Annotated in this window: 16 protein-coding genes and 2 tRNA genes; 4 read left to right on the top strand and 14 right to left on the bottom strand. The window is 41.6% G+C overall.

Translation table 11 applies throughout. The features are described from left to right. From AC1DU2_RS13300 to AC1DU2_RS13275, 6 genes are all read right to left on the bottom strand, one after another. Positions 1-1,272 (bottom strand): lipopolysaccharide biosynthesis protein, encoded by a 1,272-nt coding sequence (locus AC1DU2_RS13300; RefSeq protein WP_477384885.1) that lies wholly within the window; start codon positions 1,270-1,272, stop codon positions 1-3. After that, positions 1,269-2,183, bottom strand: a complete 915-nt coding sequence (locus AC1DU2_RS13295; protein WP_477384884.1) for a glycosyltransferase family protein — start codon at positions 2,181-2,183, stop codon at positions 1,269-1,271. The genes AC1DU2_RS13300 and AC1DU2_RS13295 overlap by 4 nt, the downstream gene beginning before the upstream one ends. Positions 2,184-2,420: 237 nt before the next feature. Continuing rightward, positions 2,421-3,422, bottom strand: a complete 1,002-nt coding sequence (locus AC1DU2_RS13290; RefSeq protein WP_477384883.1) for a GNVR domain-containing protein — start codon at positions 3,420-3,422, stop codon at positions 2,421-2,423. A 176-nt stretch (positions 3,423-3,598) separates the two neighbouring features. Then, the gene (locus AC1DU2_RS13285; protein ID WP_477384882.1) at positions 3,599-6,079 is read right to left on the bottom strand and encodes an SLBB domain-containing protein; all 2,481 of its coding nucleotides are present in this window, start codon (positions 6,077-6,079) and stop codon (positions 3,599-3,601) included. A gap of 153 nt (positions 6,080-6,232) precedes the next feature. Then, complete coding sequence (locus AC1DU2_RS13280; RefSeq protein ID WP_477384881.1) at positions 6,233-7,927, bottom strand: capsule assembly Wzi family protein; 1,695 nt, start codon at positions 7,925-7,927, stop codon at positions 6,233-6,235. A 497-nt stretch (positions 7,928-8,424) separates the two neighbouring features. Next, complete coding sequence (locus AC1DU2_RS13275) at positions 8,425-14,328, bottom strand: T9SS type B sorting domain-containing protein (RefSeq protein WP_477384880.1); 5,904 nt, start codon at positions 14,326-14,328, stop codon at positions 8,425-8,427. Between the two features lie 240 nt (positions 14,329-14,568). On the opposite strand from AC1DU2_RS13275, the gene AC1DU2_RS13270 reads away from it, so the two are divergent. Continuing rightward, the gene (locus tag AC1DU2_RS13270) at positions 14,569-15,675 is read left to right on the top strand and encodes an acyltransferase family protein (protein WP_477384879.1); all 1,107 of its coding nucleotides are present in this window, start codon (positions 14,569-14,571) and stop codon (positions 15,673-15,675) included. 154 nt (positions 15,676-15,829) lie between these two features. On the opposite strand, the gene AC1DU2_RS13265 is transcribed toward AC1DU2_RS13270, so the two are convergent. From AC1DU2_RS13265 to AC1DU2_RS13235, 7 genes are all read right to left on the bottom strand, one after another. Further along, positions 15,830-15,916 (bottom strand) — tRNA-Ser (locus AC1DU2_RS13265). A 49-nt stretch (positions 15,917-15,965) separates the two neighbouring features. After that, a tRNA-Ser gene (locus tag AC1DU2_RS13260) sits at positions 15,966-16,052 on the bottom strand. Between the two features lie 98 nt (positions 16,053-16,150). Next, positions 16,151-17,131, bottom strand: a complete 981-nt coding sequence (locus tag AC1DU2_RS13255) for a YihY/virulence factor BrkB family protein (RefSeq protein WP_477384878.1) — start codon at positions 17,129-17,131, stop codon at positions 16,151-16,153. Between the two features lie 10 nt (positions 17,132-17,141). After that, positions 17,142-17,549 (bottom strand): acyl-CoA thioesterase, encoded by a 408-nt coding sequence (locus tag AC1DU2_RS13250; RefSeq protein ID WP_477384877.1) that lies wholly within the window; start codon positions 17,547-17,549, stop codon positions 17,142-17,144. Further along, complete coding sequence (mltG, locus tag AC1DU2_RS13245; RefSeq protein WP_477384876.1) at positions 17,549-18,601, bottom strand: endolytic transglycosylase MltG; 1,053 nt, start codon at positions 18,599-18,601, stop codon at positions 17,549-17,551. The genes AC1DU2_RS13250 and mltG overlap by 1 nt, the downstream gene beginning before the upstream one ends. A gap of 187 nt (positions 18,602-18,788) precedes the next feature. Further along, the gene (locus AC1DU2_RS13240) at positions 18,789-19,097 is read right to left on the bottom strand and encodes a rhodanese-like domain-containing protein (RefSeq protein WP_477384875.1); all 309 of its coding nucleotides are present in this window, start codon (positions 19,095-19,097) and stop codon (positions 18,789-18,791) included. Then, positions 19,078-19,869 carry a PASTA domain-containing protein gene (locus AC1DU2_RS13235; protein ID WP_477384874.1) on the bottom strand — a complete coding sequence of 264 codons (792 nt, stop codon included), beginning with the start codon at positions 19,867-19,869 and terminating at the stop codon, positions 19,078-19,080. Before AC1DU2_RS13235 ends, AC1DU2_RS13240 begins: the two co-directional genes overlap by 20 nt. 230 nt (positions 19,870-20,099) lie before the next feature. Between AC1DU2_RS13235 and AC1DU2_RS13230 the strand changes: the two genes are divergently transcribed. The 3 genes from AC1DU2_RS13230 (at position 20,100) to AC1DU2_RS13220 (ending at position 22,950) form a co-directional block, all read left to right on the top strand. Further along, a complete protein-coding gene (locus AC1DU2_RS13230) occupies positions 20,100-21,077 on the top strand; it encodes a D-alanine--D-alanine ligase (RefSeq protein WP_477384873.1) in 978 nt (325 codons plus the stop codon). Between the two features lie 125 nt (positions 21,078-21,202). After that, a complete protein-coding gene (locus AC1DU2_RS13225; RefSeq protein WP_477384872.1) occupies positions 21,203-21,838 on the top strand; it encodes an ABC transporter ATP-binding protein in 636 nt (211 codons plus the stop codon). Further along, positions 21,838-22,950: a hypothetical protein gene (locus AC1DU2_RS13220; protein ID WP_477384871.1), complete on the top strand. Its 1,113-nt coding sequence runs from the start codon at positions 21,838-21,840 to the stop codon at positions 22,948-22,950. Before AC1DU2_RS13225 ends, AC1DU2_RS13220 begins: the two co-directional genes overlap by 1 nt. Here the strand turns inward: AC1DU2_RS13220 and prmC are convergent. Continuing rightward, a complete protein-coding gene (prmC, locus tag AC1DU2_RS13215) occupies positions 22,937-23,875 on the bottom strand; it encodes a peptide chain release factor N(5)-glutamine methyltransferase (RefSeq protein ID WP_477384870.1) in 939 nt (312 codons plus the stop codon). The genes AC1DU2_RS13220 and prmC overlap by 14 nt on opposite strands. Between the last annotated feature and the right edge of the window lie 3 nt (positions 23,876-23,878).

The following is a 23,878-nucleotide window of genomic DNA, read 5'->3' as shown; positions in this document are numbered from 1 at the left end:
TTAAATCTCGTTAATACACTTTTTTGATTCATAGTTAACAAATATAAGTGCCGGAATAGTAAGCAATGCCGATGCCAGCGGAACAGATCCTATACCTATTGATAAACTGAACAAGAGTTTGCATAAAGGAATCATCAGAGCAGAAGCGATAACCGCTAATATTATTTGACCTTTAAGTTTTTCAAAAGCATTTAAAAAAACCGCACCGCAATACGAAAAAACCTGCACAATAAATAAAAATGCAAATGGAAACACATCTTTAACATTAGCAATTTGAATAACATTATTTGTCCACAAGCTTACCAAAGTTGGAATTAAAAATATCGCACAACAACTTCCCATACTGAAAATCAATGCACATAACAAAAGCTGATTGTATATTTTTTTTAATTTCGCTTTATCACCTAAGGCTTTGGCATGTGATACTTCTGTCCAGTAAACAGAAATCACTACATTAAAGATTGTCATTCCCAACAAAAAAAACTTGTTAACCGTGTCATATTGTGCTACGTTTTTAAGCGACAAATTGCTATAGGTTAATATATTGCCAATTGAGTAAAGAAATAGTGATGAAATTTGCAGCAAAAAAAATCTGGTACCCACCACCAATGAAGCTTTTGACGATAAGAAATTTTTGTAGTTAAATATTTGCTTCCAATTAAAGTGAACATTTTTAAGTGCGTAAAACATGATGGTGAAATTTGCCACCACGTAAAGGCCGCTGTAAAATATAGCAAGCTTATATATATTAACTTCCCAAAACTTGTACTTGTACAAAAGCAGTACAAGTAACCAAACAAAATTTTGCGTAAATAATATTAAATTAAATAAATTAAACTTCTTTACGCCTTGAATTATAAAATGACCTAATGTAAAAGGAAAAGAAAGTATGATGGGAAGATAAATAAGGTAAGCTAAAAACAGGTGCGTTTTAAATACACCTACAAAAAATGTAGCGCACACAAAAACAAGTGTTATAAGAAGGGTCATTATCATATAAAATTGCAATGTACCGGCAATCAATACGTCGATATTTTCTTTTTCGTTACTTGCACGCGATTCGGTAACCTTATTTTTTAAACTATAGCCCGATCCGAAATCAAAAAGGTTGAGCCATGATAATAATGCAGTTAGTGTTACCCAAACAGCATAGTTATTTGTTCCTAATGTTTTTAATAATAAGGGAACTGTAATAAAAGAAATTGCAGCAGAAGATAATTTAAATATGGTTGAACCAAATATGGATTTGATTACGTTTTGGTTAAATTTCAATTTATTAACGCTTTAATAATTCGTAATTGTGTAACCGCCCTTGCTTTCCAGGGAAATCTAACACTTTTTAAATATGAAAAGGCTGGTAAAAAACCTGATTTCGACTTAACGTTTAAGATACCACTTAAAAGGTTTTGTGCATATACCTCATCGGCAATCATATCAAAGTTTGGCTGAGCAACAACGTGATTATATTGGGTTTTGGCAATTTTCTTGATTTTGGTTTGCCAGTAATCAATTTCAGTGAGCCATTGCCGGGTAGCAATCTTTTGGCTCGTTAAATTACCGCCCCAAATACGGTACGACCCAATAATTTCCGGAACAAAAACAGCTTTTCCTGTTAATAAAACTCTTTGGATCAAGTCACTATCGCCGGCCGTTAATTTATATTCGGTGTCAAAAAATTGTAATTCGCTCATCTTTTTTTGCTTGAAAACAATAGCAGGTAGCCGGGCATCCACCCCGTATTTAAATACATCATAACCTAAGGGTTGGTTAAAAACCTGTTCTTTTGGAAATTGCCACCCTGGTTTGATGACATCATGCTCATCTATCACGTTGTGCCCAAATATAATGACGTCAGCATCCGGATATTTTAAGGTGTAGCGCTCAATTATTTCAAATGCATCGGCATTAAACAAATCATCATCTGACGGAATTATCAACCATTTTGATGTTGCATTTTTTGCCGCACTATTCCAGTTTTCAAAAATGTCTATCACGCTTGAGTGCGAAATAAATGTTGCGTTTAAAAATTTAGATTTTAAATCTGAACTTACGTTGGCCCCATTATCGCTCACCGATATCTTAATATGAGATGGAATTGTCGACAACAATTTATCAAGGTAAAAATCCCTTTTATAAGTTGGGATCGCCACTTCAATATCATTTAAGTCATTTCTTTGGTTCATTTTGCAATTTATTTTATCCATCAACCTGGTTTGCTAACAGGTACCTTCATATATACAGTAGGTATAACATTATTCATCAATTGTTTTATTGCATTTAACGGTAACCTTGGTTAAAGCTTGCATACTAAAACATTGCCCGGTAATTTTATTGGTATTATTTCAATAAGTTTAAACACTTATAATTTACATTAACTACGTAGGTTTAAATGGCGGTATACGATATTCAACAGCAGAAACTTACCCTATCAAAGTTGTGTATAGTTTTTTGACTAAAACAGCGGCTATGCAAAAAAAAACGCCCAACAATCCTCCAACTATAATTCCCTTAAGCTTACTAAGTTTGCTTTTTAACAGGGGCAATACAGGTTTATCAATAATTTGGATCAACGGCATATCCTGCCTTAATGAAATTTTGGATAGCTCTAGGTTTTTAACCATTTCGGCGTATATGGCAGTATTAGCCTGAACATCTACCTGCTTTTTTTGCGATGGTACTTTGAGCGTCAATAATTGAGGATTTGCGTTAGGGTTTGCATCAATTGCCGATGCTACTCCACTTAACGAACTATTTAAAATCATTTTTACACTATCGGCCTGCCTTTGCAGCACAATTACATTTTGATTGCTTTTTTTGGTCTTGGTTAAGGCATAAAAATTATTTACAGTTTCTACAAGTTTTAAGTTGAAGTTTTTTGCAAAAAGCTCATCATTGCTCACCACCTGAACAGCTATGATACTCAACTTTTTATCAAGTTTATTTACCGTTAAAAGGTTCTTGTTAAAAGACTCAACCATACTTGAAATTATGCTGTCCTGAGTTCTGGTAAAGTTGTCCGGGTTTCCGGTAAACGAAATATTGTCAATATGGTCTTTTTCTTTCCATATCTTCCTCAACTTATTAAACTCAATATAGCGATCAATCAACAACTGATTTTTCCCATCTAAGGTAACCTGACTTAATAAAGTTTTTTCAAGCATTAACCGCGATTTGTATAATTCTATGATATTATCGGCTTGAAACATGCCGCCACCACCGCCGCCGCCCAAATCAATACCCGCGAGCGATGCCAAACCGGCGTATTGGCCCAACCCGGATTTTCCGCTCTCCTCCAATACAAACGTGCAAACTGCTGTATATGTAGGCTTTTTAATTATAGAGTACGTTAATCCTAAAGCGCCACCAATTATCCCCAGTACCAGGATAGGCAGCCACTTAAGCCTGATATATATTAAACACATTCTGATTTTGCTTGCAATTTCCTTTAATGAAATTTCAGAAGATTGTGGTGTTTGATCCATTGTAGCTTAAAAATACTTTAACTTAGTGAGCAAGCTTTGATATATAAAACAAAAACGCATTATCCCAGGTATTCAATAATTACCCTGCTGAGTGCTTTTTTATAAATTATTAACGGTTATTTATTTAAACTTAATATACCCAAAATAATTGCGCCTAATGAAGCTAAACCTGTAGTATAACCTAAAATTAACTGGCCTGTATTGTTTTTGCTTTCAGCTTTCTTAGGCACATAAATTTCGCTCCCTGGTTTAACAGATGGGTGATTATTAAAAAACAAAAACTTTCTGGTACCCTTTACGGTTCCGTTAGGGTATACAATGTAAGCGCCTCTTCGTAGCGCCTCCGGGCCGTAGCCTCCGGCGTTAGATACAAAGTCATTAAACGATTTTGAACTATCGTAAACTACCGCACTTGGATAAAGAACCTGGCCATTAACACGCACTATTTGCTGCTGTTTAGGCACCCGTAAAATGTCGCCATCTTCCAGCAATAAATCACCTTTCGAGCCTGGCGTTTTTAAAATGTCGCCAAGATCAATCCCTACGTAGTTATTGCGTTGCTGCGTATCGGCATTGGTTGTCGAATCCTTATAAGTTCTTTTAAGCCTGTTTGCCATTGCTGCCCTTTCCAGTGTTAGGGCTGCAGTATCTGCTTTGTTTTTATCAATACCCAAAATGGCGATATTCTCCCTTTTTAACGAGCCACCTTCAACATCTGCCGATGCAGTTAGTCCTCCAGCCCGTGCAATCAGGTCAGATACTTTTTCGTTTTTACTTTTTATGGTGTATGATCCCGGATATAATACCTCACCCTCAATTTTAACTGTTTTTTGTTTTTCGTAACCAGGCAAACTATATATAGATACAATATCAAAGGGTGTTAAAACAAAATTGGCATCATTGGGCTTTAGCGGGCCATCAATATTAACGCTAAAAACCTGGGCTACAGCGCTGCTTTTAGATGATGGATCGGCATCAGATATCCTCCTGGCCACTTCAATTCGCCTGGTACTGGCGCCCTCTGCAAAGCCGCCCGCTTTTAAAATAAGGTCCTCTACTTTCATGTTTTCAGAGAAGGCAAACTTTCCCGGCTTCCGTACGCTGCCATTAATAGTAACTACATATTTATCACGCAAATCAAAAATTGATGATATGTTAATAATGTCTTCACGCTGTAACGGAATATTAACTGTTTTATTAATCACATCTTTTACACTAAAACCTATCATTTCGGTACTGTTGTCGGGCTTTAGGCGTGTAATTGTACCCCTGTCTGTAAATGCATCTTCTTTTAATCCCGCTGCTTTCTCAATTAACTGATATAAAGTTAACCCGTTTTGCAACTCGTATTCGCCAGGTTTAAAAACCGCCCCGTTAATAACAACCCTGTTTTGAAACCGGTTGATAACCGATTCAATAGTGTATTTGTCGCCTCGTAGCGGTATATAGTTTTTATAATCGGCCTCTATAACATCCGTTATTTTTCGCTGCTGGTCACTTATCTGCGAAACCTTTATGCGTGCGGTATAAGCGCTGTCGGTAAAGCCGCCGGCATAGTTTATAATGTCATCAAGATTTTCGCCCGGCAAAACCTCAAACAATGCCGGAATTTTTACCTGCCCGGTCAGTTCAACTCTCGTTCTATACGTTGGCACACGCACAATATCCTGATCCTGCAGCGCGATGTTGTTTTTTTGATCTCCTTTCACCAGGAAATCATAAACATCAAGATGCCTTATGATGCGGTTGTTTCTTATTATTTCAATTTGCCGTAAAGTACCATTGTCAGTTGGGCCGCCAGCCATGTAAAGCGCGTTGAAAACCGTTGCGAGCGATGACAACGTATAAGTGCCCGGCTTAACCACCTGCCCAATAATTATTACCTTTATGCTCCTGATGTTTCCCAGGGTAACCTGAACGCTTGTGCCGCGGCCAATAGCGTAATTATTTGCTGCAAGCCGGCTTTTTATTGCTAAGGTTGCTTGCTCAATAGTTTTGCCGCCAACATTTAAAACACCTACACCGGGTATATTGATATTGCCTTCAGCAGATACTTCCAGTTTCCAGTTTACTAATGAGCTGCCGTAAACATTTATGTTAAGCTGATCATTAGGGCCAACAATGTAATTTACCGGGGTAGCCAGCTTGAGGTTGGGCTCAAATGAATTGTTTTTGTTTTTAAAAATATCTGCCCCAAAAATCTTCGGTTTAAGACTTTCAAATATGTCCCTGTGTATTGATGATGTATCAACGCTATCGGGTTGGTAGTTAAGTTGCCGCCCTTCCTGTGCAGTGATGCTATCCGTAGCACCTGCTTGTGATGCACTTGATTTACTGCGGATATTTTTTATCCTCAACTGTAATTTTTGTGCCTGGCCGGCCGACATACCTCTGTTTTGTGCCTGCTGTATCAAATCAGCATCGCTTAACCCGGCATTTTGGGCTTGTTGCAGCACCTGGGTTAACTGCTGATCTGAAACATCATCAACGTTTATTGATGATATGTTTTGCAGATTAGTTTGAGCAGAAACAAATTTAGCTGAACAACAAAAAATGGTGAAACAAATTAAAAACAGACGAAAGCGAAATTTATTCATAAGTAACCATTAAAGGCAATTAATATAATATTGGAATAGGTGATATTATTTTGCAAAAGTAAACTAAATTGAGATTATTAAGAACGATGATGCTTTTTTTAGTTAAAAGTTAATTCTGTCTCAAAAAACGACAAATAACAACAACTATATCAATCAGTTGAAGTAGTAAGTAACATTAAGTCTTGCATGTAAATTGAAGCTGTCGCCATTTTTATATTCGTAATTCAAGGAGTAAACCGGCGAGATTTCAGCCGAGAACAGGTATCGTTTTAATTTAACATTGCTGTAAAAGGTGCTTGAAAGATCTACCCAATGCAAGTTATAAATACCGGTGCCGGCAAACGCGTTGTAATATAAATCATCATTATGTAATTGCCTTTCGAGCGTAACCCCATAAGAATTCATTTTTTTTAAATAGCTAATATCCAGTACAAAACTATTTCCCGCAGGCCCAATGCCGGCGCCAATATAACGTCCGTTGTTTGTATATCCGTCTCTGGGGCTTAGAAGATGCTCGTACCATGTAGGTTCGTCTCTTACCAAAAAGCTTGGTGACCTTTGAAGTGAAGTTATTTCGGTTTTCAATTGTAAATAAGACTCATTTCCTAACTCAAATAGTTTTCTGCCCCCCAGTGTATAGGCCGATGAATGCCCCGGGTCCTGAATAAAATCATTGGCATTGGCCGATCTGTCATTTCGTGCCCATTCAAAATAAATCTCGGCCTGGTACAGTGGTAAAAGTTGCCTGATGTTAAACGCATACGCAAAATCTTGTCCATCTCCTTTTGTAGCGTTATTAACATCATTTGCTGCCAGGGACGAGCCTGTAATTACCGGAAATAGTTTTCGACCTATGCTTTTTTTATTATACATAGAATCCTTATCCATATAAGTATAACTGCTTACTCCTAAATACAGCCCCTTTAACCATTTAGGTTGCCAGTTAATGATATAGGCAGACACGTACCTGGTAACTTTGGGTTTTGGACTATAAAGGTTGCTGCCATAAATTAACTTACTTACGTCATCAGGCGTAATGCCCGATTGTTTTAAGTTTCCACCTATCAATTGCCATTCAAAGGAACCTAAAATTGTTTTGAGGGGTTTTGCCGAATTAAATGTCCAGTGCAAAAAGCCCGGTGCCGAGTTACTCATCATGATAGAGTTTTTTATACCAGGGCCCCACCATAAATTTTCTGTTGATGCGCCTGCTTCAACGCCTTTATAATTTAGCGTTACTTTAGATTGCCCCGGGTACAAATGTTTTATAGATTTATTTCCAAATCTTTCAGGAGCATCAATACCGTTTATTGTGCCAAAATAAGCACCCATAAGCGCGGGCAAATTATTGGCAGCCTGTACATCCGCAAAAGTGTCAAACCTTTTGTTTTGGGCGTACACTAATTCTGGTTTAACCTGTATATTAAGGATGCCGGCCTTAAGTAAAAAACCTCCGCTGAGCATACTTTGATAACCGGCGTTGGGATATAACGAGCCATTGTTATATCCATATGGCCTTTTAAGGTTATATTCATTGAGCCAATTAAAAGGCAGCGCCTGTATTCCTGATGGAATACCCATGAAATTGAATTTTGCATATTGGGTGCTTCCTGTCAGTTTCTGCACTACGGAGTCTGACCCATCGCTGCTCCAATGACTGTTTACAGGGCGAATAGTGAAAGAAAATGGATTGTCGCTCTTGCCCAAAATTTGCTGCCTGCGTGCAACATCCTCAGTATAAGTACCAACTGAAACGGTTTGCGAGTAACTTCGCAGTGCAGTAATGCAGGATAGGGAAATTATTAATAGTGTTTTTTTTAATGATAAGGTGTAGGTAGTAGGCGGCATAATATTTATAAATTATTATTTTTTTTCGACGGATCGGAAAATACTTCAATTAGCATTATAACATTTTTTTTGATTTAATATTTCATTATCTATTAAAAAAAGATTCTATTGCTAACAGTTTAACATTTAATTGGACTAAAGTAAACGATATTTTAAATATAACGAACGAATATTGATGTTTAACCTGAAATAATTATTAAATAATTATTCCGGGCCCGATACCCGTACGTTCACGGGCAGCATTTTGAAACAAGTTGGGGTTAAATAAATTCCGAAAATAGAAGATAAAGGATACACCAAGTCCGTTTTGAAATGGTTTGCCCTCAAGAAGCCGTAGTTTTTAAGCAGATTTTCAATAGTTTACTTAAGTAATATCATTGCTTGTAGGTGTTTGTCAGAAGGCCGGTACAAATGATGGGATTATCGGTATAATGGCGGAGTGGATAGTAAAAGCCCGCTTTTGAAGTTCTCTTCGTACGCTGATATCAAGAACGCGTTTACCTTATTATCGCTACCCATCCCGCCTTAACCGGCGATCCGTCGTTAAGATTGATGGTATAATAGTAGGTGCCCACGGGAACAGGACCTCCGCGGGACTTGCCGTCCCACTGTTCGCCATAACCAACAGACGAAAATATCTTGGCACCCAGGCGGTTGAATACATTGACAATACAATTTGGATAGGATTCAATGTGTTTTATTGCCCATGTATCGTTTGTTCCGTCGCCGTTAGGTGTGAAGGTGTTAACAACAACAACTGCTGTTGATGTTATGGTAAGTACTCCAGGAACATAAGTGAAACTATAGTTAAGGGATTCTGCCTCGCCTGTAAAGGAAATGTCATATTCCCCAACAGCCGACGCAAATGTAGCGATTGTTTGTACCTCTGGTTTTTTTATAAGATCCGACTCATTTTCGTCATTTACAAAACCGCTGTAAGTAATTGTAAGAGGAGGGTTTTTTGATTGGAATGGGCGCGTTTTGTTATCGGCAGTAACGGTCATTGAAGCTGGTAAAACGGTGCTGTTTGGCATGGCCAGGTTGTTTGTCAATCCATTGGACGTTAGTACGATATTGCCGGTATAATTGCCAACAATGGCGGTTTTTGCAAGCCTGATGTAAACAGTTGTTGTGTTAAGCGTACCGGGGTCGCCTATGGTGGCTGTGTTTTTAAAATTGGTACCATCGGTGCTCACTTCAAAACCTGCAGGCGGGGTGATAGTTATGGCCGATACAAGGTTATCTCCTGATACATCGAAAGTGCCTGAAGCGGATGCCCTGCCGTACATGGTGCTAAGCGGCAATAAGTTACTTGCATATGTAATAACCGGTGCCGGCGTAGGGTTTACAGTAATTTTGAAAATAACAGGGGTACCTGTACATGGTCCGTTTGATGGAGTCACTGTTACGGTGGCGGTAATTGCTGTTGTTAAGTTATTGACAGCCGTAAAGGTAGGTATATTACCAATGCCGCCGGCCTGCAAACCTATGCCTGGATTGTCATTTGTCCATGTATAAGTTGTAGCAGTACCTCTGAAGTTTATGGCCGTTGTAGTTGTCCCGTTGTCAAAGCTTAGCGGTAATATCTGGTCGACCACTGGTAGTGCGCTGACTGTACCGGTTACGTTAGCAGTTTGACTGGATGCGCCCACAGAGGATATGGTAACATGCCCTGAAATATTACCGGCAGATGCTACAGTCGAGGAACGGACATAAATAACGGTACTGCTAACTTTGCCGGCGGTTTGCACAAGCGTTAGTGTATTGGCATACCCCACATTTGGATTAACCGATATCTCGAAATCTGCAGGCGCTGTTAGCTGAACGTCGCCGGACAAGTATGTACCTGCAACGGTGAACTGCTCAATATCAGGACTGGCAGACGGCGATCCCAGGCATGCGGTTATATTACCGGTTAATGGGCTAATTGTCAACGATGGAATGGGAGGGTTGATGTTAATTTTGAAAGTGAAAGAATTGCCACTGCATGAAGCATCCGATGGTGTAACTGTTATGACGGCAGTAAGTACGGTTTGGCCGTTATTGATGGCCGTAAACGCTGGGATGTCCCCGCTGCCTGTAGCCACCAGACCAATTGAGGGGCTATCGTTAGTCCATGTGTAGGTGGTAGCTGTTCCGGTAAAACTAATGGTATTGGTGGTCTCACCATTGTTAAAACTTTGATCACTTATTTGATTTGCAATTGGCAAGGCGTGGATTACCCCGTTTACGGCAACTTGCTTATCCTGCAATCCTGTAGAAGAGAGTATCACGTTATCAGAAATATTGCCCGCCAGGCTTGATGCCGCCGCACGAACATAAATCACCTTATCTGTAATCGTGCCATTCGTTTGAGCGATGACTATGGAATTTGAAAAGCCGCTGTTTGGGCTAACTGACACCTCGAATTTGGCAGGCGCCGTTACCTGAACATTGCCTTTAAGGTCATTGCCAGCGACAGAAAATTGCTGAATATCGGGGCTGCCAGACGGCGATCCCTGGCACGCAGTTATATTACCGATTACCGGGCTAACGGTTAAAGAAGGAGTGGGTGGATTGATGTTGATTTTGAAGGTGATAGAATTGCCACTGCATGAAGCATCAGATGGTATAACTGTTATGACGGCAGTAAGTACGGTTTGGCCATTATTGATAGCCGTAAACGCCGGGATGTCGCCGCTGCCGTTGGCCGGCAAACCAATTGAGGGGCTATCATTAGTCCATGTGTAGGCTGTAGCTGTTCCGGTAAAACTAATGGCATTGGTTGTCTCGCCATTGTTAAAACTTTGGTCAGTTATTTGATTGACGATTGGCAAGGCTTGAATTACCCCATTTACGGCAACCTGCTTATCGGGCAATCCGGCAGAGGAGAGTATCACGTTGTCCGAAATATTACCCGGCAGGCTTGATGCCGCTGCACGAACATAAACCACCTTATTAGTTACCGTGCCGCTGGTTTGTACAATGATTACCGAATTTGCAAACCCACTGGTTTGGTTTAGCGATACTTCAAATTTGGCGGGTGCTTTAACTGTAATATCGCCTGATAGGTTACTGCCAGAAACAGTAAACTGTTGTGTGTTTGTTGACGGCGAGGCGATACAGGCTGATATGTTACCTGTTGCAGCGCCGGCCGTGATAGCCGCCGATCCGTTTACTGTTATGGTAAACCTGGTTGGGGTGCCCGTACATCCGGTACCGGGAGCAAAAAAATTCCCTAAACATGTACTGAGTTGCCCATTTACGCTAATGATATTACGTATCGAATTATCGGCTGTGCTGATAACGTCTACGTTGTTCGAGTCTTCGTTAGCCACATATACATATTTTCCATCGGGCGTTATGGATACACCAAACGGATGATTTCCTGTGGGTATGGTAGTGATTACTTTGTTGGCTTCAGCGTCTATTACCATTACATTGTTGCTCCGGGTATTGGCAACATATACCCGTTTACCATCCGGGCTAACACAAATACCGGTAGACACATCGCCAATAGGAATGTTGGCTATAACAGACTTTGATACTGTGTTTACTACCTTAAGCAAGCCGTTATATTGTGCGCTGGTGGCGTATACGCGGCTATTATCCGGGCTTACGGCAATGCCTGTTGGGCCAAACTTTACCTTAATGGGCGTTGTTTGATGTGTCTTAGTGTCAATGGCAATTATAGCATTTTCTCCTATGCAGCCAACATAAACAGTCGATCCGTCAGGGCTTGCGGCAATGCCGTAAGGGTAAACCCCTACATGAACAGGTGGCTCAGCTGTGCCTGTAGCTACATCGATAATTGAAACATTAAAAGCGTTTTCATTAGCGGTATAAACCTTTTTACCGTCTGGAGAAAAACATATTCCTATAGGCGACGGGATATTATTAACAGTTGATACTACCCTATGGGTAATAGTACTTATGAATTTAACCGTGTTTAAGGTGAAATCCGTAACAGCCACGACAGTCCCGTCCGGGCTGACGGCTATCCCCGTGGGTTGCCCGCTTGTGTTTACAGTTCCTGTTTGCTTATTACTATCGGCATTCACCATTATAACACTGTTTTTACTGGTAAGGTATAGATATCCTGCCGACGAAGGTGTAACGGTGATAGTAGCTTTTACAGGCGCAACGCCTGTATTTACAGCCGTGAATGATGGTATGTCGCCAGCACCGCTTGCCCCAAGACCGATAGAAGGAGTATCGTTTGCCCAGGTGTAGGTGTTACCTGTGCCGTTAATGGTGATTGCAGCAGTTACATCGCCATTGTTGTACACCGGGTTACCGGTAGCATTGGTGGTGGGCAGGGCATTAATTACACCACTTACCGCAACGTTTTTGCTTGCCGCCCCTGCTGTGCTTAATACCACATAACCCGAGATGTTAGCTGGCGAGCCCAACGCTTTAGCGCGAACATAAACAACTTTATTAGTCACCGCTCCGCCGGTTGGTATAATGCTCAATACGTCGGCAAAGCCGCTGGTTTCGTTGAATGATATCTCCAGGCCCGCCGGCGATGTAGCCGAGATATTGCCGGATAAATTATTGCCGGATACGGTGAATTGCTGGGTGCTGGTTGACGGGGCGCCTATACATGTTGTAATAAGGCCACCAACAGGGCCTGGTGTAATGGCGGTAGGCGAGGGATTAACCGTAATCTTAAAATCAGTTGGATTACTGACGCAGGTATTTATGCCGGGCGTTATAAAATTGCCTATTGCATGAGGCGATGTGCCACAGGGTATATTAGCCGTTACCGTGTAATCTGAAGTTCTGATAATTGACAGCGTGCCGGAATCAACATTAACCACATATACATATTTTCCATCCGGAGTAATAGAAATCCCCGCGGGTGATTTGCCGACTGGTAATGCGGTCATAACCGAGTTGTTGGTGGCGTCAATCACCGTAACGGTTCCGGCAGATTGATTGGTAACGTAGATACGGCTGCCGTCCGGGCTTACAACAATACCTTCTGCATCAGTAGTTAAGCTGATTGTTGCCGAGAGGGTATTTGTTGCAGCATCTATTATGTAAACGTTATTGGAGTTGCTTCCGGTTACATATATCTTCCCGCCATCCAAACTTGTTGCAGCATAACGCGCTCCCGAAACCGGAATGTTAATAATTTCGGCGTTATTATCTGTATCATAAACCCTTACATCGCCGGTGGCAAAGGTAGCAACGTAAATCCATTTTCCATCGTTGCTTAAAGCCAGCCCGGCACCGCCCGAGGGGAATGTAAGGGCTGTTAGTACGGCGTCATTTGCCACGTCTATCACTGTACACGAACCGCTTGCGCCGGTAACATACGCCCTGGTGCCATCGTTGCTGAATAGTACCCCTGTAGGATTGTCAAAAATCGATATATCCTTTACCTGGTTCGTTTGCGTGTTGATAATAGAAAGGCTTATACCCGAAATGTTTGCAATGTATGCTTTCTTTCCATCTGGACTTATGGCAACAAAGCCAGGATCGGCRCCTACGGGTATCGTGTCAATAATTTTGTTGGTAATGGTGTTAACCGCCAAAACAGTGTTTGAACCATAATTTGGTATATAGGCAACATTGGCCGTCTGAGAAGTAACGCTTAAGTGCGCAACAACAGGACTCGATCCTGTATTTACGATAGCAAAAGGGGCTATGTTATCGCCACCACTCGCCGACAAGCCGATTCCAGGCCGATCATTTGTCCAATAAAAGGTGTTGCCGGTGCCTGTAAAATTTATGGGCGTAGTAAGGTCGCCGTTGGCGAAAATCAGGTCTGATATATGGTCGACAGTCGGCAGTGCATAAATCGTACCTTCTACGGCTACTTTTGTTGTTGCAGCTCCTGTTGCAATTACTGTTACAAAGCCGGATAGATTAGTAGCAGCACCGCCGGCAACGGTCCGCACATATATTATCTTACTGTTAACCAAACCGCCTGTTGGTACTATGGTCACCAAATTGGCAAACCCGCTGGCAGTGTTAAGTGAAACCTCAAAGCCGGCTGGTGCCACAACCCTAATATTGCCAAATAAATTGCTCCCCGAAACAGTAAACTGTTGGGTACTTGCAGACGGTGAGCCAACGCAGGCTGAAATGATACCACTTGCGGGGCTGGTAATAATATCGGGCCCGGCAAACGCCGTTTTTACCTTGTTAGCATATTTTGCGGTTACATTTTTAACAATATTGGCGAAAGTGTTATTAGCACTGATATCAGTAAAAAAAGATGATAAAACAGCATTGCTTCTACCATAACTACCTGAAGTAGCACCATTTGTCTGGATATAATTATGTTTAGTAAAAAAAGTTTGGGCAATATTGTGTTGGCCGCTATGAAGCATTTGGCCATACGCTATCACCTTTTCCACCTGAGCGAAAAAGATAGAGGCTATGCCCAACATAAGTAAAGGTTTACACATGTTTAAGTTAGGTAAAGAAACATGGTTTAGTTGCCAGTAAATTGATTATGAAGTTATTACTTTAATTGTAAAATATATAAAAAACTTATTAACTACAGTGACCCTGGGATGAAGCCTCTTGATGTGGCGCGAGTCTTGATGTTGCCGGTGATTGCTTAGGCTGAAACATTGGCGCACCAATGCATTCTTTTTTATAATTTACGCTGGTTATAAGTTATAAATCTGTTTATCCTGTTTGCAATGAATAATAATGAACTGGCCACCAAGCCACACTACCCCATATTAGATGGCCTTCGCGGTGTTGCAGCTATTATCGTTGTAACCTTTCACCTTACAGAGCCATTAGCTACCGGTCATTTAGATATTATTGTCAATCACGGTTATCTGGCTGTAGATTTTTTCTTTTTATTGTCGGGCTTTGTAATTGGCTACGCTTATGACGACAGATGGAATAAAATGACGATCGGCAGTTTTTTCAAACGGCGTATCGAACGCCTTCAACCAATGGTGGTTTTGGGGATGACTCTCGGCGCCATTGGGTTCTATTTTACCGATTCTACGCTATGGCCGCTTATTCACACCATTCCTGCCTGGAAAATGTTGCTGGTGATGCTCATCGGTTATACTATCCTGCCTGTACCGTTATCGCTTGATATACGTGGCTGGGAAGAGATGCACCCCTTGAATAGCGTGGGATGGTCGTTGTTCTTTGAATACATTGCCAATATTCTTTATGCTATCTGGATCAGGAAATTTTCCAAAACGGCATTAGGTATCTTAGTAGTCATCGCTGCTATCTTACTCGCACACCTGGCAATCACAAACGGCGACGTGAGTGGTGGCTGGACACTGAATGTGCAACAGGTACGCATTGGGCTTACCCGTACCATGTATCCTTTCTTTGCCGGGCTGTTACTTTCACGGGTAGTGAAACCAGCTCAAATTAAAAATGCCTTTTTATGGTGCAGCCTTTTAGTGGCTATTGTACTTTATATGCCACGCATTGGCGGCGCCGGCCATCTTTGGATGAACGGGATATATGAATCTGTTTGTATTATCATTGTTTTTCCGCTTATCGTATACCTTGGCGCCAGCGGCGTGATACAAACTAAAACCGAGAACAAAATATGCAAATTCTTAGGTGATATATCCTATCCGCTTTACATGGTGCATTATCCGCTTGTCTATTTTTACGTAGCCTGGATCAGTAATTATAAAGGCGTTACAATTGTACAGGCCTGGCCTTATGCACTGCTTATTTTAACAGGTGTAATAGTTTTGGCCTATGCCGCATTAAAATGGTATGATGAGCCGGTTAGGAAATGGTTGCGGAAAAAGCTTGGGTAAGGTGGGGGTATTGTACTTATAACCGCCAAAAACTGTTAGTAAATTCAGGAACTTTGAGTGAAAAACTTTAACCATCCTGAATAGGGTTAACCTTCGTGGAAACAAAAAAGCCCGCAAAGCTAATATTTACAGGCTTTTTGATGGATTTGTTTTGCGGAGAGGGAGGGATTCAAACCCCCGGTACCTGTAACAGTACACCTGATTTCGAATCAGGCACATTCGATCACTCTGACACCTCTCCGGGGTTATAAAAGCAAAAATCCCGCTTGGGCGGGACTGCTTTTATTCAGCGGAGAGCTAGGGATTCGAACCCCAGGAACCTTTAACAGTTCAACAGTTTTCAAGACTGCCGCAATCGACCACTCTGCCAGCTCTCCGGGGACAAAAGTACAAATCCGGAGCGGATTGACAAGTATCGAAATGATTTTTTTTCAATTTCTTAACATATCGCATTAAGTTTTTGATAGTCAGTTGATTAATTTTTAAAATGCTCGGCTTTTTTCTGCCTGAAGCTGTTAAAACGAGGTTTTACCACCCTTAAACTGCGTTTTGAAAGCTCAACCGACGCGTTTAATTCAAACCCGATGAGTAAAATAAGCGAGTTTATATACATCCAAAGCATCACCACAATCAGCGTCCCGATTGATCCGTAAACCTTGTTGTACGATGAAAAATTGTTGATGTAATAGGAAAATCCAAGAGAGGTAAGCACAGCCAGCGCAGTAGCCAGTACCGAGCCTGGTGTTATAAAATTCCAGCGCTTTTTGTGGGCGGGACCATAGCGGTACAACCAGGCTATGCTTACAAAAATAATGATGATGATCATGATCCACCGGAACAGCATGATAGGATAGATCCAAAAATGGCTTTCTTTATTGACATGCAGCTGAATCCAGTGAATAACCGCCTGGCCGGCAATCATAATGGCTATCGAAATAAAAAGTGCCATGCTAATGGCTATGGTGATGCCGGTAGCAACCAGCCGCCGTTTGAGCCAGGTTCGCCTGTCGATAATTAACGATGATTTGTTGAAGGCCTTCATCAGGTTGATTACACCGTTGGTGGCAAAATACATGGTTGATAAAAAACCGAACGAAAGCAACTTGCCGTTTTGATTCTTGATAATGTCTATAAGCGTCTCCCTGAAGGCTAAATAAGCGTTTGTAGGCATCACTGATGCCAAAATGGTTAATAGCGTACCCTGGAAGTGTTTTATGGGGATATAGGGGATTAGTGTAAACAAAAAAATTGTTGCAGGAAATACGGCCAGCATAAAACTATAAGCCAGTGCATAGGCGCGGTTTGTTAACGACGTTTTGGTTATCTCTTTGATAAAAAAGTCAATAACCGTATATAGTGGCAGCGGGCGAAAACCCGGCAGAATGATATACTTTGTCCACTCTATAATGTACTGATAAAAACTAAAGCGCAGCAAAAAGTGGTGAAGCCATCTCATCTAACCAAATTTACTCAAAAAAAGGCAATAATTTATCTATAAAATCCTGCGGTGGCAGGCAGGGGCGATTTGTTTTCATATTGATGAAAACCAGTAACGTTTCGCCGGTATTGATCAGTTCGCCTTTTTCATTGCTTAGTTCGTACTGGAAATGGATACGGATGCCGGGCATTTTATCCATAATCACTTTTACGCTTATTTCCTCATCATACAAAGCCGGCTTCAGGTACTTGCATTTAAGCTCCAGCACAGGCATCATAATTCCCGACTGCTCCATGCCGCTATAAGTTAAGCCAAGGCTGCGTAGCATTTCTACACGGCCAACTTCATAAAATTCGGCATAGTTGCCGTAGTACATGTAGCCCATTTGGTCGGTTTCGCCGTACCGCACCCGTATTTTGGTGGTATGCTCAAACATTACCTTTTAATGTTGCGTTCGTTAAGCGCTTTCTGAAAAGCATGGGCATTTACTAAATGGTCGGCAACGTTGTTTGCAAAGGCATGATAGCCCGAAAAATCGGCTTTGGCGCACATGTATATATAATCGTTGTTTTGATGATCAAGCACGGCGTTTACTGCATTTACCGATGGCATCATGATAGGGCCGGGGGGCAAACCCGTATGCAGGTAAGTGTTATAAGGCGAATTGTATGACAGGTACCTGTTTAATACCCGCTTGATGGTAAAATCATTTAAAGCAAAAATTACGGTAGGGTCTGCTTCCAGTTTCATGCCTTTTTTAAGGCGGTTAAGGTATAAACCTGCAATGGCCGGCATTTCATCGTCATGCAATGCTTCGGCATCAACTATTGATGCTAGCACAGATACTTCCTGTTGCGACAGGTTAAGGGCAGTGGCCTTCTGCTTACGCTCCGGTGTCCAGAATTTTTCGTAGTTGGCATACATCTTTTTAAAGAATTTATCGGGCGATGTGTTCCAGTACATTTGGTAGGAGTTTGGCATAAACATGGTATACACGTTATCGGTAGTAAAACCATACTTGGCCACATATGCCGATGAATCCAGCAAGTTGATGATTGCTGCCGAATCGGGCTCGATTTTCTTGGATACAAAACCGGCAAATTGCTCCTTCTGCCGTAAACCATGAAACTCCAGTTGTACAGGCTCCTGGGTACCAGAGGCCAGCATATTAATGAGCTTACGGTTACTCATGCCTTCGTGCAGGTGATACCGGCCCGGTTTAACCCGGTGTGTGTAGTTCATGTTAACAGCCGCCCAGTTAAAGGTAACGGTATCTTTAACCATGCCTTCATTCTGTACGGTTTTAATTACGTCGGCATAGGTTGCGCCGGTATGTATGTATAAATACTCCTGTTTCGCAGTTACATTGGGGCCAAAATATTTATAGTAATAGTTTACACCAACGCCTGCCAGTATGATAATGATCACAATTACAAATGCGATAATAAATTTTTTTAATGATCCTGATTTTGACTTTTTCTCAGTCATGATAAATTAGCTGTAAATGGTAATTATTTAGTTTTTATCACACTAATTTCACTAATGTTGTCTAAGTTAAATGAATTAGAAAATAAAGGTGATAATTTATTTGATTTTTATGAGGCAGATTATAACCCGTTAGATCTGTATTTTTTCCATTAATTCAATTCGTGCAATTCGCTTTAATTAGTTCCAATTAGTGTCTGATTTTTTGAATGGCAATCAATCCGCCTGTTAAGTTTTTAACGTTGTGAAAACCGTTTTGCAGTAATAGTGTTTGAGCGGTTTCGCTGCGTAAGCCAACCTTGCAGATAACGATTAATTCATCGGTTTTGTTGTAACCCAGGTTATTTAGCTTGCCCGCAAGAGCGCCCAGCGGAATATTAACCCCACCGATGTTATAGGTGAGATATTCAATAGGCTCGCGTACATCTATCAAATGGAGCTGCTCGCCCTGGTTTATCCGGGCAAGTAATTCGGCTGCATTAATTTGCTGGGGCTGCATTTGTTTTTGCACCTTGTGACACAGTAATGTTCATGCGTGTACCAATGCTGGTTTTACTCAACGAGTCGGTTCTCATGGGGTATTGCGCAGTTACAACCACATTGGTCGAGTCGGTTATAGAACCCTGGTAAGTTATTGTGCCCATTGTTAATCCTGCGCCTTTAATAGCAAAGCGTGCCGCATCCAAATCAAGGTTAATCAGTTCGGGAATGGCTACCTCGCTTGCTCCTGCGCCATCGCCCAAAACCAGGTCTACTTTTGATCCTTTAGGTAGTTTGTAGCCTGTTTTAATTACTACGCCACCAAAGCGTACTTCCAGTATACGGTCGCGGGCAATATCCGAGCGGTATGTGGTATCGCCAATTTTTAAACCATAATTGGATAGGGTAGCCGTTGCTTCGCGGTAACTGGCCTGTTCCAGGTCGGGCAGGGCTACGGGCGGGGCCTGCAATGTAACCATGGTTAAATAAATCACACGGCCTTCTTTTACGTTGGTTCCGGCATCGGGGTCCTGCTCTACAATGGTTCCCGGCTCAACATCCTCAACATAAACCGAATCTATTTTATAGCCAAAACCCTGCTCTTTTAATAATGACATAGCGCGATCAATTTTCTCGCCTTTCAGCTTTGGTACAGGTATCCCGGAGCCATGGTTGGTGTAATATCCCAGGCTGTAAAAGGCAATTAAAACAACTACAACTACTGTAACAATTGCACCTAAAAGGTTATAACGGAATGATTTTGTTTTTAAATAAAGACCAAATTTGCTCATTGGTATGCGTAGGGATAATTACAGTCAAATAAGTATCAAACATAGCAATTATTTCGGATTTCGGATTTTCGATTTCGGAATTATGATTGTTTGATTTCATATTTGTCTTTTCCGCTTTAGTATATTCAATACTATTATCCTAATTTCGAAATCGAAAACAAACGCACCTTAAAAGGTAAATTAAAAATAAAAATTAAATCCGAAATCGAAAATCCGACATCCGAAATCAAATGAAGAACATAGCCCTTTTGGCCGGTGGCTTTACCGGTGAGTATGAAGTATCTGTAAACAGCGCCAAAAATATTGCCGCCAGCCTTGATGCCTCAAAATATAAAGTTTATACCATTTATGTAAACCGCGACAGGTGGATTCATGAGGCCGGCCACGGTGTGGTTGATGTTGATAAAAACGATTTCAGCATTACCCTGGACGGCAAAAAAATCAAATTCGATTTTGCTTTTATTACAATACACGGTACTCCCGGCGAAGACGGCAAAATACAAGGTTACCTGGATATGCTGGGCATACCCTATAACACCTGTGATGCCACTACATCGGCTATTACTATGAACAAGGCTTACACTAAAACCATAGTGAATGGGATACATGGCCTGCATACCGCGCATTCCCTGCGCCTGTTTGAAAAGGATATGCACGATGTTGCTATTATAGCTGCCACGCTTAAATTTCCGTTGTTCATAAAACCCAATAACGGTGGCAGCAGCGTAGGCATGAGCAAGGTTTATAATGTTGCCGGCTTGCCCGATGCTTTAAAAAAGGCTTTCCACGAAGATGAGCAGATATTGGTAGAGGAATTTATTAAAGGCCGGGAGTTTAGCATAGGCATAGCCCGGTTGAATGGTAAAATTACCGTGCTGCCCGCAACAGAGATATTGACCACCAAAGACTTTTTTGATTACGAAGCCAAATACACATCGGGCGTAACCAAAGAGGTAACACCCGCCGATTTGCCGGCCGCGCAGGTTGAACTGATAGCCGATATTGTAACCGAAGTGTATATCCGCCTTAATTGCAAAGGCATGGTAAGGGTCGATTTTATTTTGCTGGATGGAACTAACGACTTTTATTTTATCGAAATAAATACCACGCCAGGCCAGTCTGCAGCCAGCCTTATCCCGCAACAGGTAAGGGCCGCAGGGATGGATTTGGGCGAATTTTACGGTACATTGATAGAAGGAGCGATATAGATTTCGCAATCCGGATGTTTATGTTCCGATTTTTTCCGTAGAGACGCATCACATGCGTCTTTTTTGTGTAACATGTTTTTTATTCACGGTGTAACAATGGCGCCTTTTTTACCATCCAACCAACAATGCTGCAATTCATAAAATTTAAAAAACTCTACGGTGGTTTCCCCGCCCTTAAAATAGACGAACTTTCCATAAACCCGGGAGTTTACTGGATAAAAGGAGTTAACGGATCGGGTAAAAGTACGCTGCTAAAATCCATTGCCGGTATTTTATCTTTTGATGGTGATATTTTGTTGGATAATACTATCAGCATAAAAAAACAACCTGTGGGTTACCGAAAACTGGTAAACTTTGCAGAAGCTGAACCTGTTTTCCCCGAGTTTTTGACCGGTAAGGAGATGATTGCCCTTTTTGCGCAGGCCAAGGATGCGCCGGTAGGGCAGGAGCAACATTATATAGATACCATGCAGATGCAAGGCTACGTTGGCCAGCCCGTAGGAACTTACTCCAGCGGGATGCTCAAAAAATTGTCGCTGGTGTTGGCGTTTCTGGGCAATCCTAAACTGATCCTGTTAGATGAGCCGCTTATCACCATTGATACTGCATCATTAAAAATTTTAAACAGCTGGATTGCCGAACGGCATCTTCAGCAAGGTACCAGCTTCCTGCTTTCATCGCACCAAACGCTTGAGCTAGATGAACTGCCCAAAGCTGGCGAGTTGCTGGTTGAAGCGCAAACCTTAAAGTTCATAGCGTAATGAAGCAGCCGTTAACCAATGTATTGGTAAAAGTATTTGCTTTTGGTTTTTACCAGGTGCACGCGCCTATATTGTTTTTTGCATTTTTTATATTGGTTGGCTGTGTGCCCGGCAATATGCTCATCAGCTATCATGAATCTTTAATGTTAGCCATGTGCAGCAGCCCTGTTATGCTCCTGGTGGTTATTGGCGGCTGGTTATTATACGTTTTTAAAAGCTGGCACTATGTTTCTATACAATTACTTGCACCCGAAAAACAGTTTTTGTTTTACAGCAGCAACGCGCTAAGCCGCAACCATCAATTAAAAAGCTGGGGCTGCACACAAGCAATCATTTTAAGCCCGGTTATTATTTACGCTGTAATGGCTGTTTGCGTAGGTGTAGTACATCATTATTATCTGCTGCCTGCGGTGATGGGTTTGTTTTTAGCGGCCATAGTTTGGTGTAGCACGCTGATATATACACGGATATTAAACCGGCTGGTTGACGGCAGCAGCCAATCATTTCTGTTAAAGCTAAGCAGCAAATGGCGCAAGCCATACTTTAGCATGTACATCTATCATGTTTTTGATAAGCTTAAAGTGCAGTACTTTGTTACCAAAGCATTGTCGTGGTTAATTATAACAGGTGTTTTTTATTTATTTGCCGATGTGAAGAATGATTTACGCGTGGCTGGTATAGCCATCCTGGCCGTTATAACAGCGCATGTGGTTTTGATATTTGAGGCTCGCAGGTTTGAAGAAACCCGCTTAAGCTTTTCGCGCAACCTGCCCTACAGCAGGTTCAGGCTGTTCCTGAATTTTGCAGGTGTTTATTTTTTTATGCTGGTACCCGAAAGTGTTTGGTTGTTTAGGAGGTTTAGCCCTTTAATGGCTGTGGAGTTATTACTGGCAGGGTTAAGTATTGCCATGCTTTTTCATTGCCTGCTTTACTGGTTTGGCTTAAATATGGATAAATATATTCAATGGATACTGGCCTTATTTATAGTGTTGTTTTGGGTAATTATGTTTCACCTGCTTTGGATATTGATACCGCTTAACGTGGGTGTGGCCTACCTGTTCTTTTATTTTAATTACTACAACTACCAGGGCATGGTAGTTAAGGATAAGTAACATTCCATCTGCAACCAATCATCCTGTCGCGGCCGCTCATGTCTTGTCGCAACTCAATATCGGTAAAATGTTTGTCGCGTAATAATTCAACAGTTTCGTTGCCCAAACTCTCATTAATCTCAAAAAATAAATAGCCGCCCGGCGTTAAATTACCCGAAGCAAAATCGGCAATAGCCCTGTAAAACAACAGCGGATCATCCTCGGGAACAAACAATGCGGTATGCGGCTCAAAATCGGTTACGTTGGTGTGCATTTGTCTTTTGTCGTCCAGCGTTACATAGGGCGGGTTACTGACGATGATTTGGTAAGTGGTGAGTGGTGTTGAGCGGTGAGTAGTGAGTGGTGAGTAGCGAGTGGTTGCTGCATCTAAAATATCGGCCTGGATAAATTGCACATGAACATCATTTAAGTCAGCATTTTCTTTTGCGGTGTGCAACGCACCTTCGGATATATCAATTGCCGAAACCTGGGCCAGTGGTAAATTCTTTTTCAGGCTGATGGCGATACACCCGCTCCCCGTACCAATATCCAATATACTCCCTGCAAACTGCCCACTGCTAACTTGCAACCTAGCGCCCGCAACTCGTAACCCGTAACCCGCAACCGATAAAACCCATTCTACCAGTTCTTCTGTCTCGGGGCGGGGGATAAGCACATTGGGATTTACTTTAAACGGTAGCCCATAAAACTCGGTAACACCTAAAATGTATTGAATAGGCTTGCCGGTTATCAGTTCGCTAGCAATGCTCTTTAGTTTTTGGGCTTGTTCGTCGTTTAGCTCCCGTTCCGGAAATGCTTTAATAGATGCTTTTGACAAGTTAGTTACCTGGCTGATGGTTAATAAAGTAAGCGATTCTACCTCATTAGCGTCATATACTTTGTTCAGCTGTTTGTAATCTTCAAAAACATCCTTTATGGTAATCATGCA

The organism is Mucilaginibacter sp. P4_C11, assembly GCF_056402115.1.
Note: the sequence above shows the minus strand (reverse complement) of the source record. Positions and strands in the feature narration are given on the sequence as shown.

Excerpts from the sequence above, each read along its gene's own strand:
- AC1DU2_RS13295 (WP_477384884.1), bottom strand. The coding sequence starts at position 2,183 with ATGAACCAAAGAAATGACTTAAATGATATTGAAGTGGCGATCCCAACT.
- AC1DU2_RS13290 (WP_477384883.1), bottom strand. The coding sequence starts at position 3,422 with ATGTGTTTAATATATATCAGGCTTAAGTGGCTGCCTATCCTGGTACTG.
- AC1DU2_RS13285 (WP_477384882.1), bottom strand. The coding sequence starts at position 6,079 with ATGAATAAATTTCGCTTTCGTCTGTTTTTAATTTGTTTCACCATTTTT.
- AC1DU2_RS13280 (WP_477384881.1), bottom strand. The coding sequence starts at position 7,927 with ATGCCGCCTACTACCTACACCTTATCATTAAAAAAAACACTATTAATA.
- AC1DU2_RS13270 (WP_477384879.1), top strand. The coding sequence starts at position 14,569 with ATGAATAATAATGAACTGGCCACCAAGCCACACTACCCCATATTAGAT.
- AC1DU2_RS13255 (WP_477384878.1), bottom strand. The coding sequence starts at position 17,131 with ATGAGATGGCTTCACCACTTTTTGCTGCGCTTTAGTTTTTATCAGTAC.
- AC1DU2_RS13250 (WP_477384877.1), bottom strand. The coding sequence starts at position 17,549 with ATGTTTGAGCATACCACCAAAATACGGGTGCGGTACGGCGAAACCGAC.
- mltG (WP_477384876.1), bottom strand. The coding sequence starts at position 18,601 with ATGACTGAGAAAAAGTCAAAATCAGGATCATTAAAAAAATTTATTATC.
- AC1DU2_RS13240 (WP_477384875.1), bottom strand. The coding sequence starts at position 19,097 with ATGCAGCCCCAGCAAATTAATGCAGCCGAATTACTTGCCCGGATAAAC.
- AC1DU2_RS13235 (WP_477384874.1), bottom strand. The coding sequence starts at position 19,869 with ATGAGCAAATTTGGTCTTTATTTAAAAACAAAATCATTCCGTTATAAC.
- AC1DU2_RS13230 (WP_477384873.1), top strand. The coding sequence starts at position 20,100 with ATGAAGAACATAGCCCTTTTGGCCGGTGGCTTTACCGGTGAGTATGAA.
- AC1DU2_RS13225 (WP_477384872.1), top strand. The coding sequence starts at position 21,203 with ATGCTGCAATTCATAAAATTTAAAAAACTCTACGGTGGTTTCCCCGCC.
- AC1DU2_RS13220 (WP_477384871.1), top strand. The coding sequence starts at position 21,838 with ATGAAGCAGCCGTTAACCAATGTATTGGTAAAAGTATTTGCTTTTGGT.
- prmC (WP_477384870.1), bottom strand. The coding sequence starts at position 23,875 with ATGATTACCATAAAGGATGTTTTTGAAGATTACAAACAGCTGAACAAA.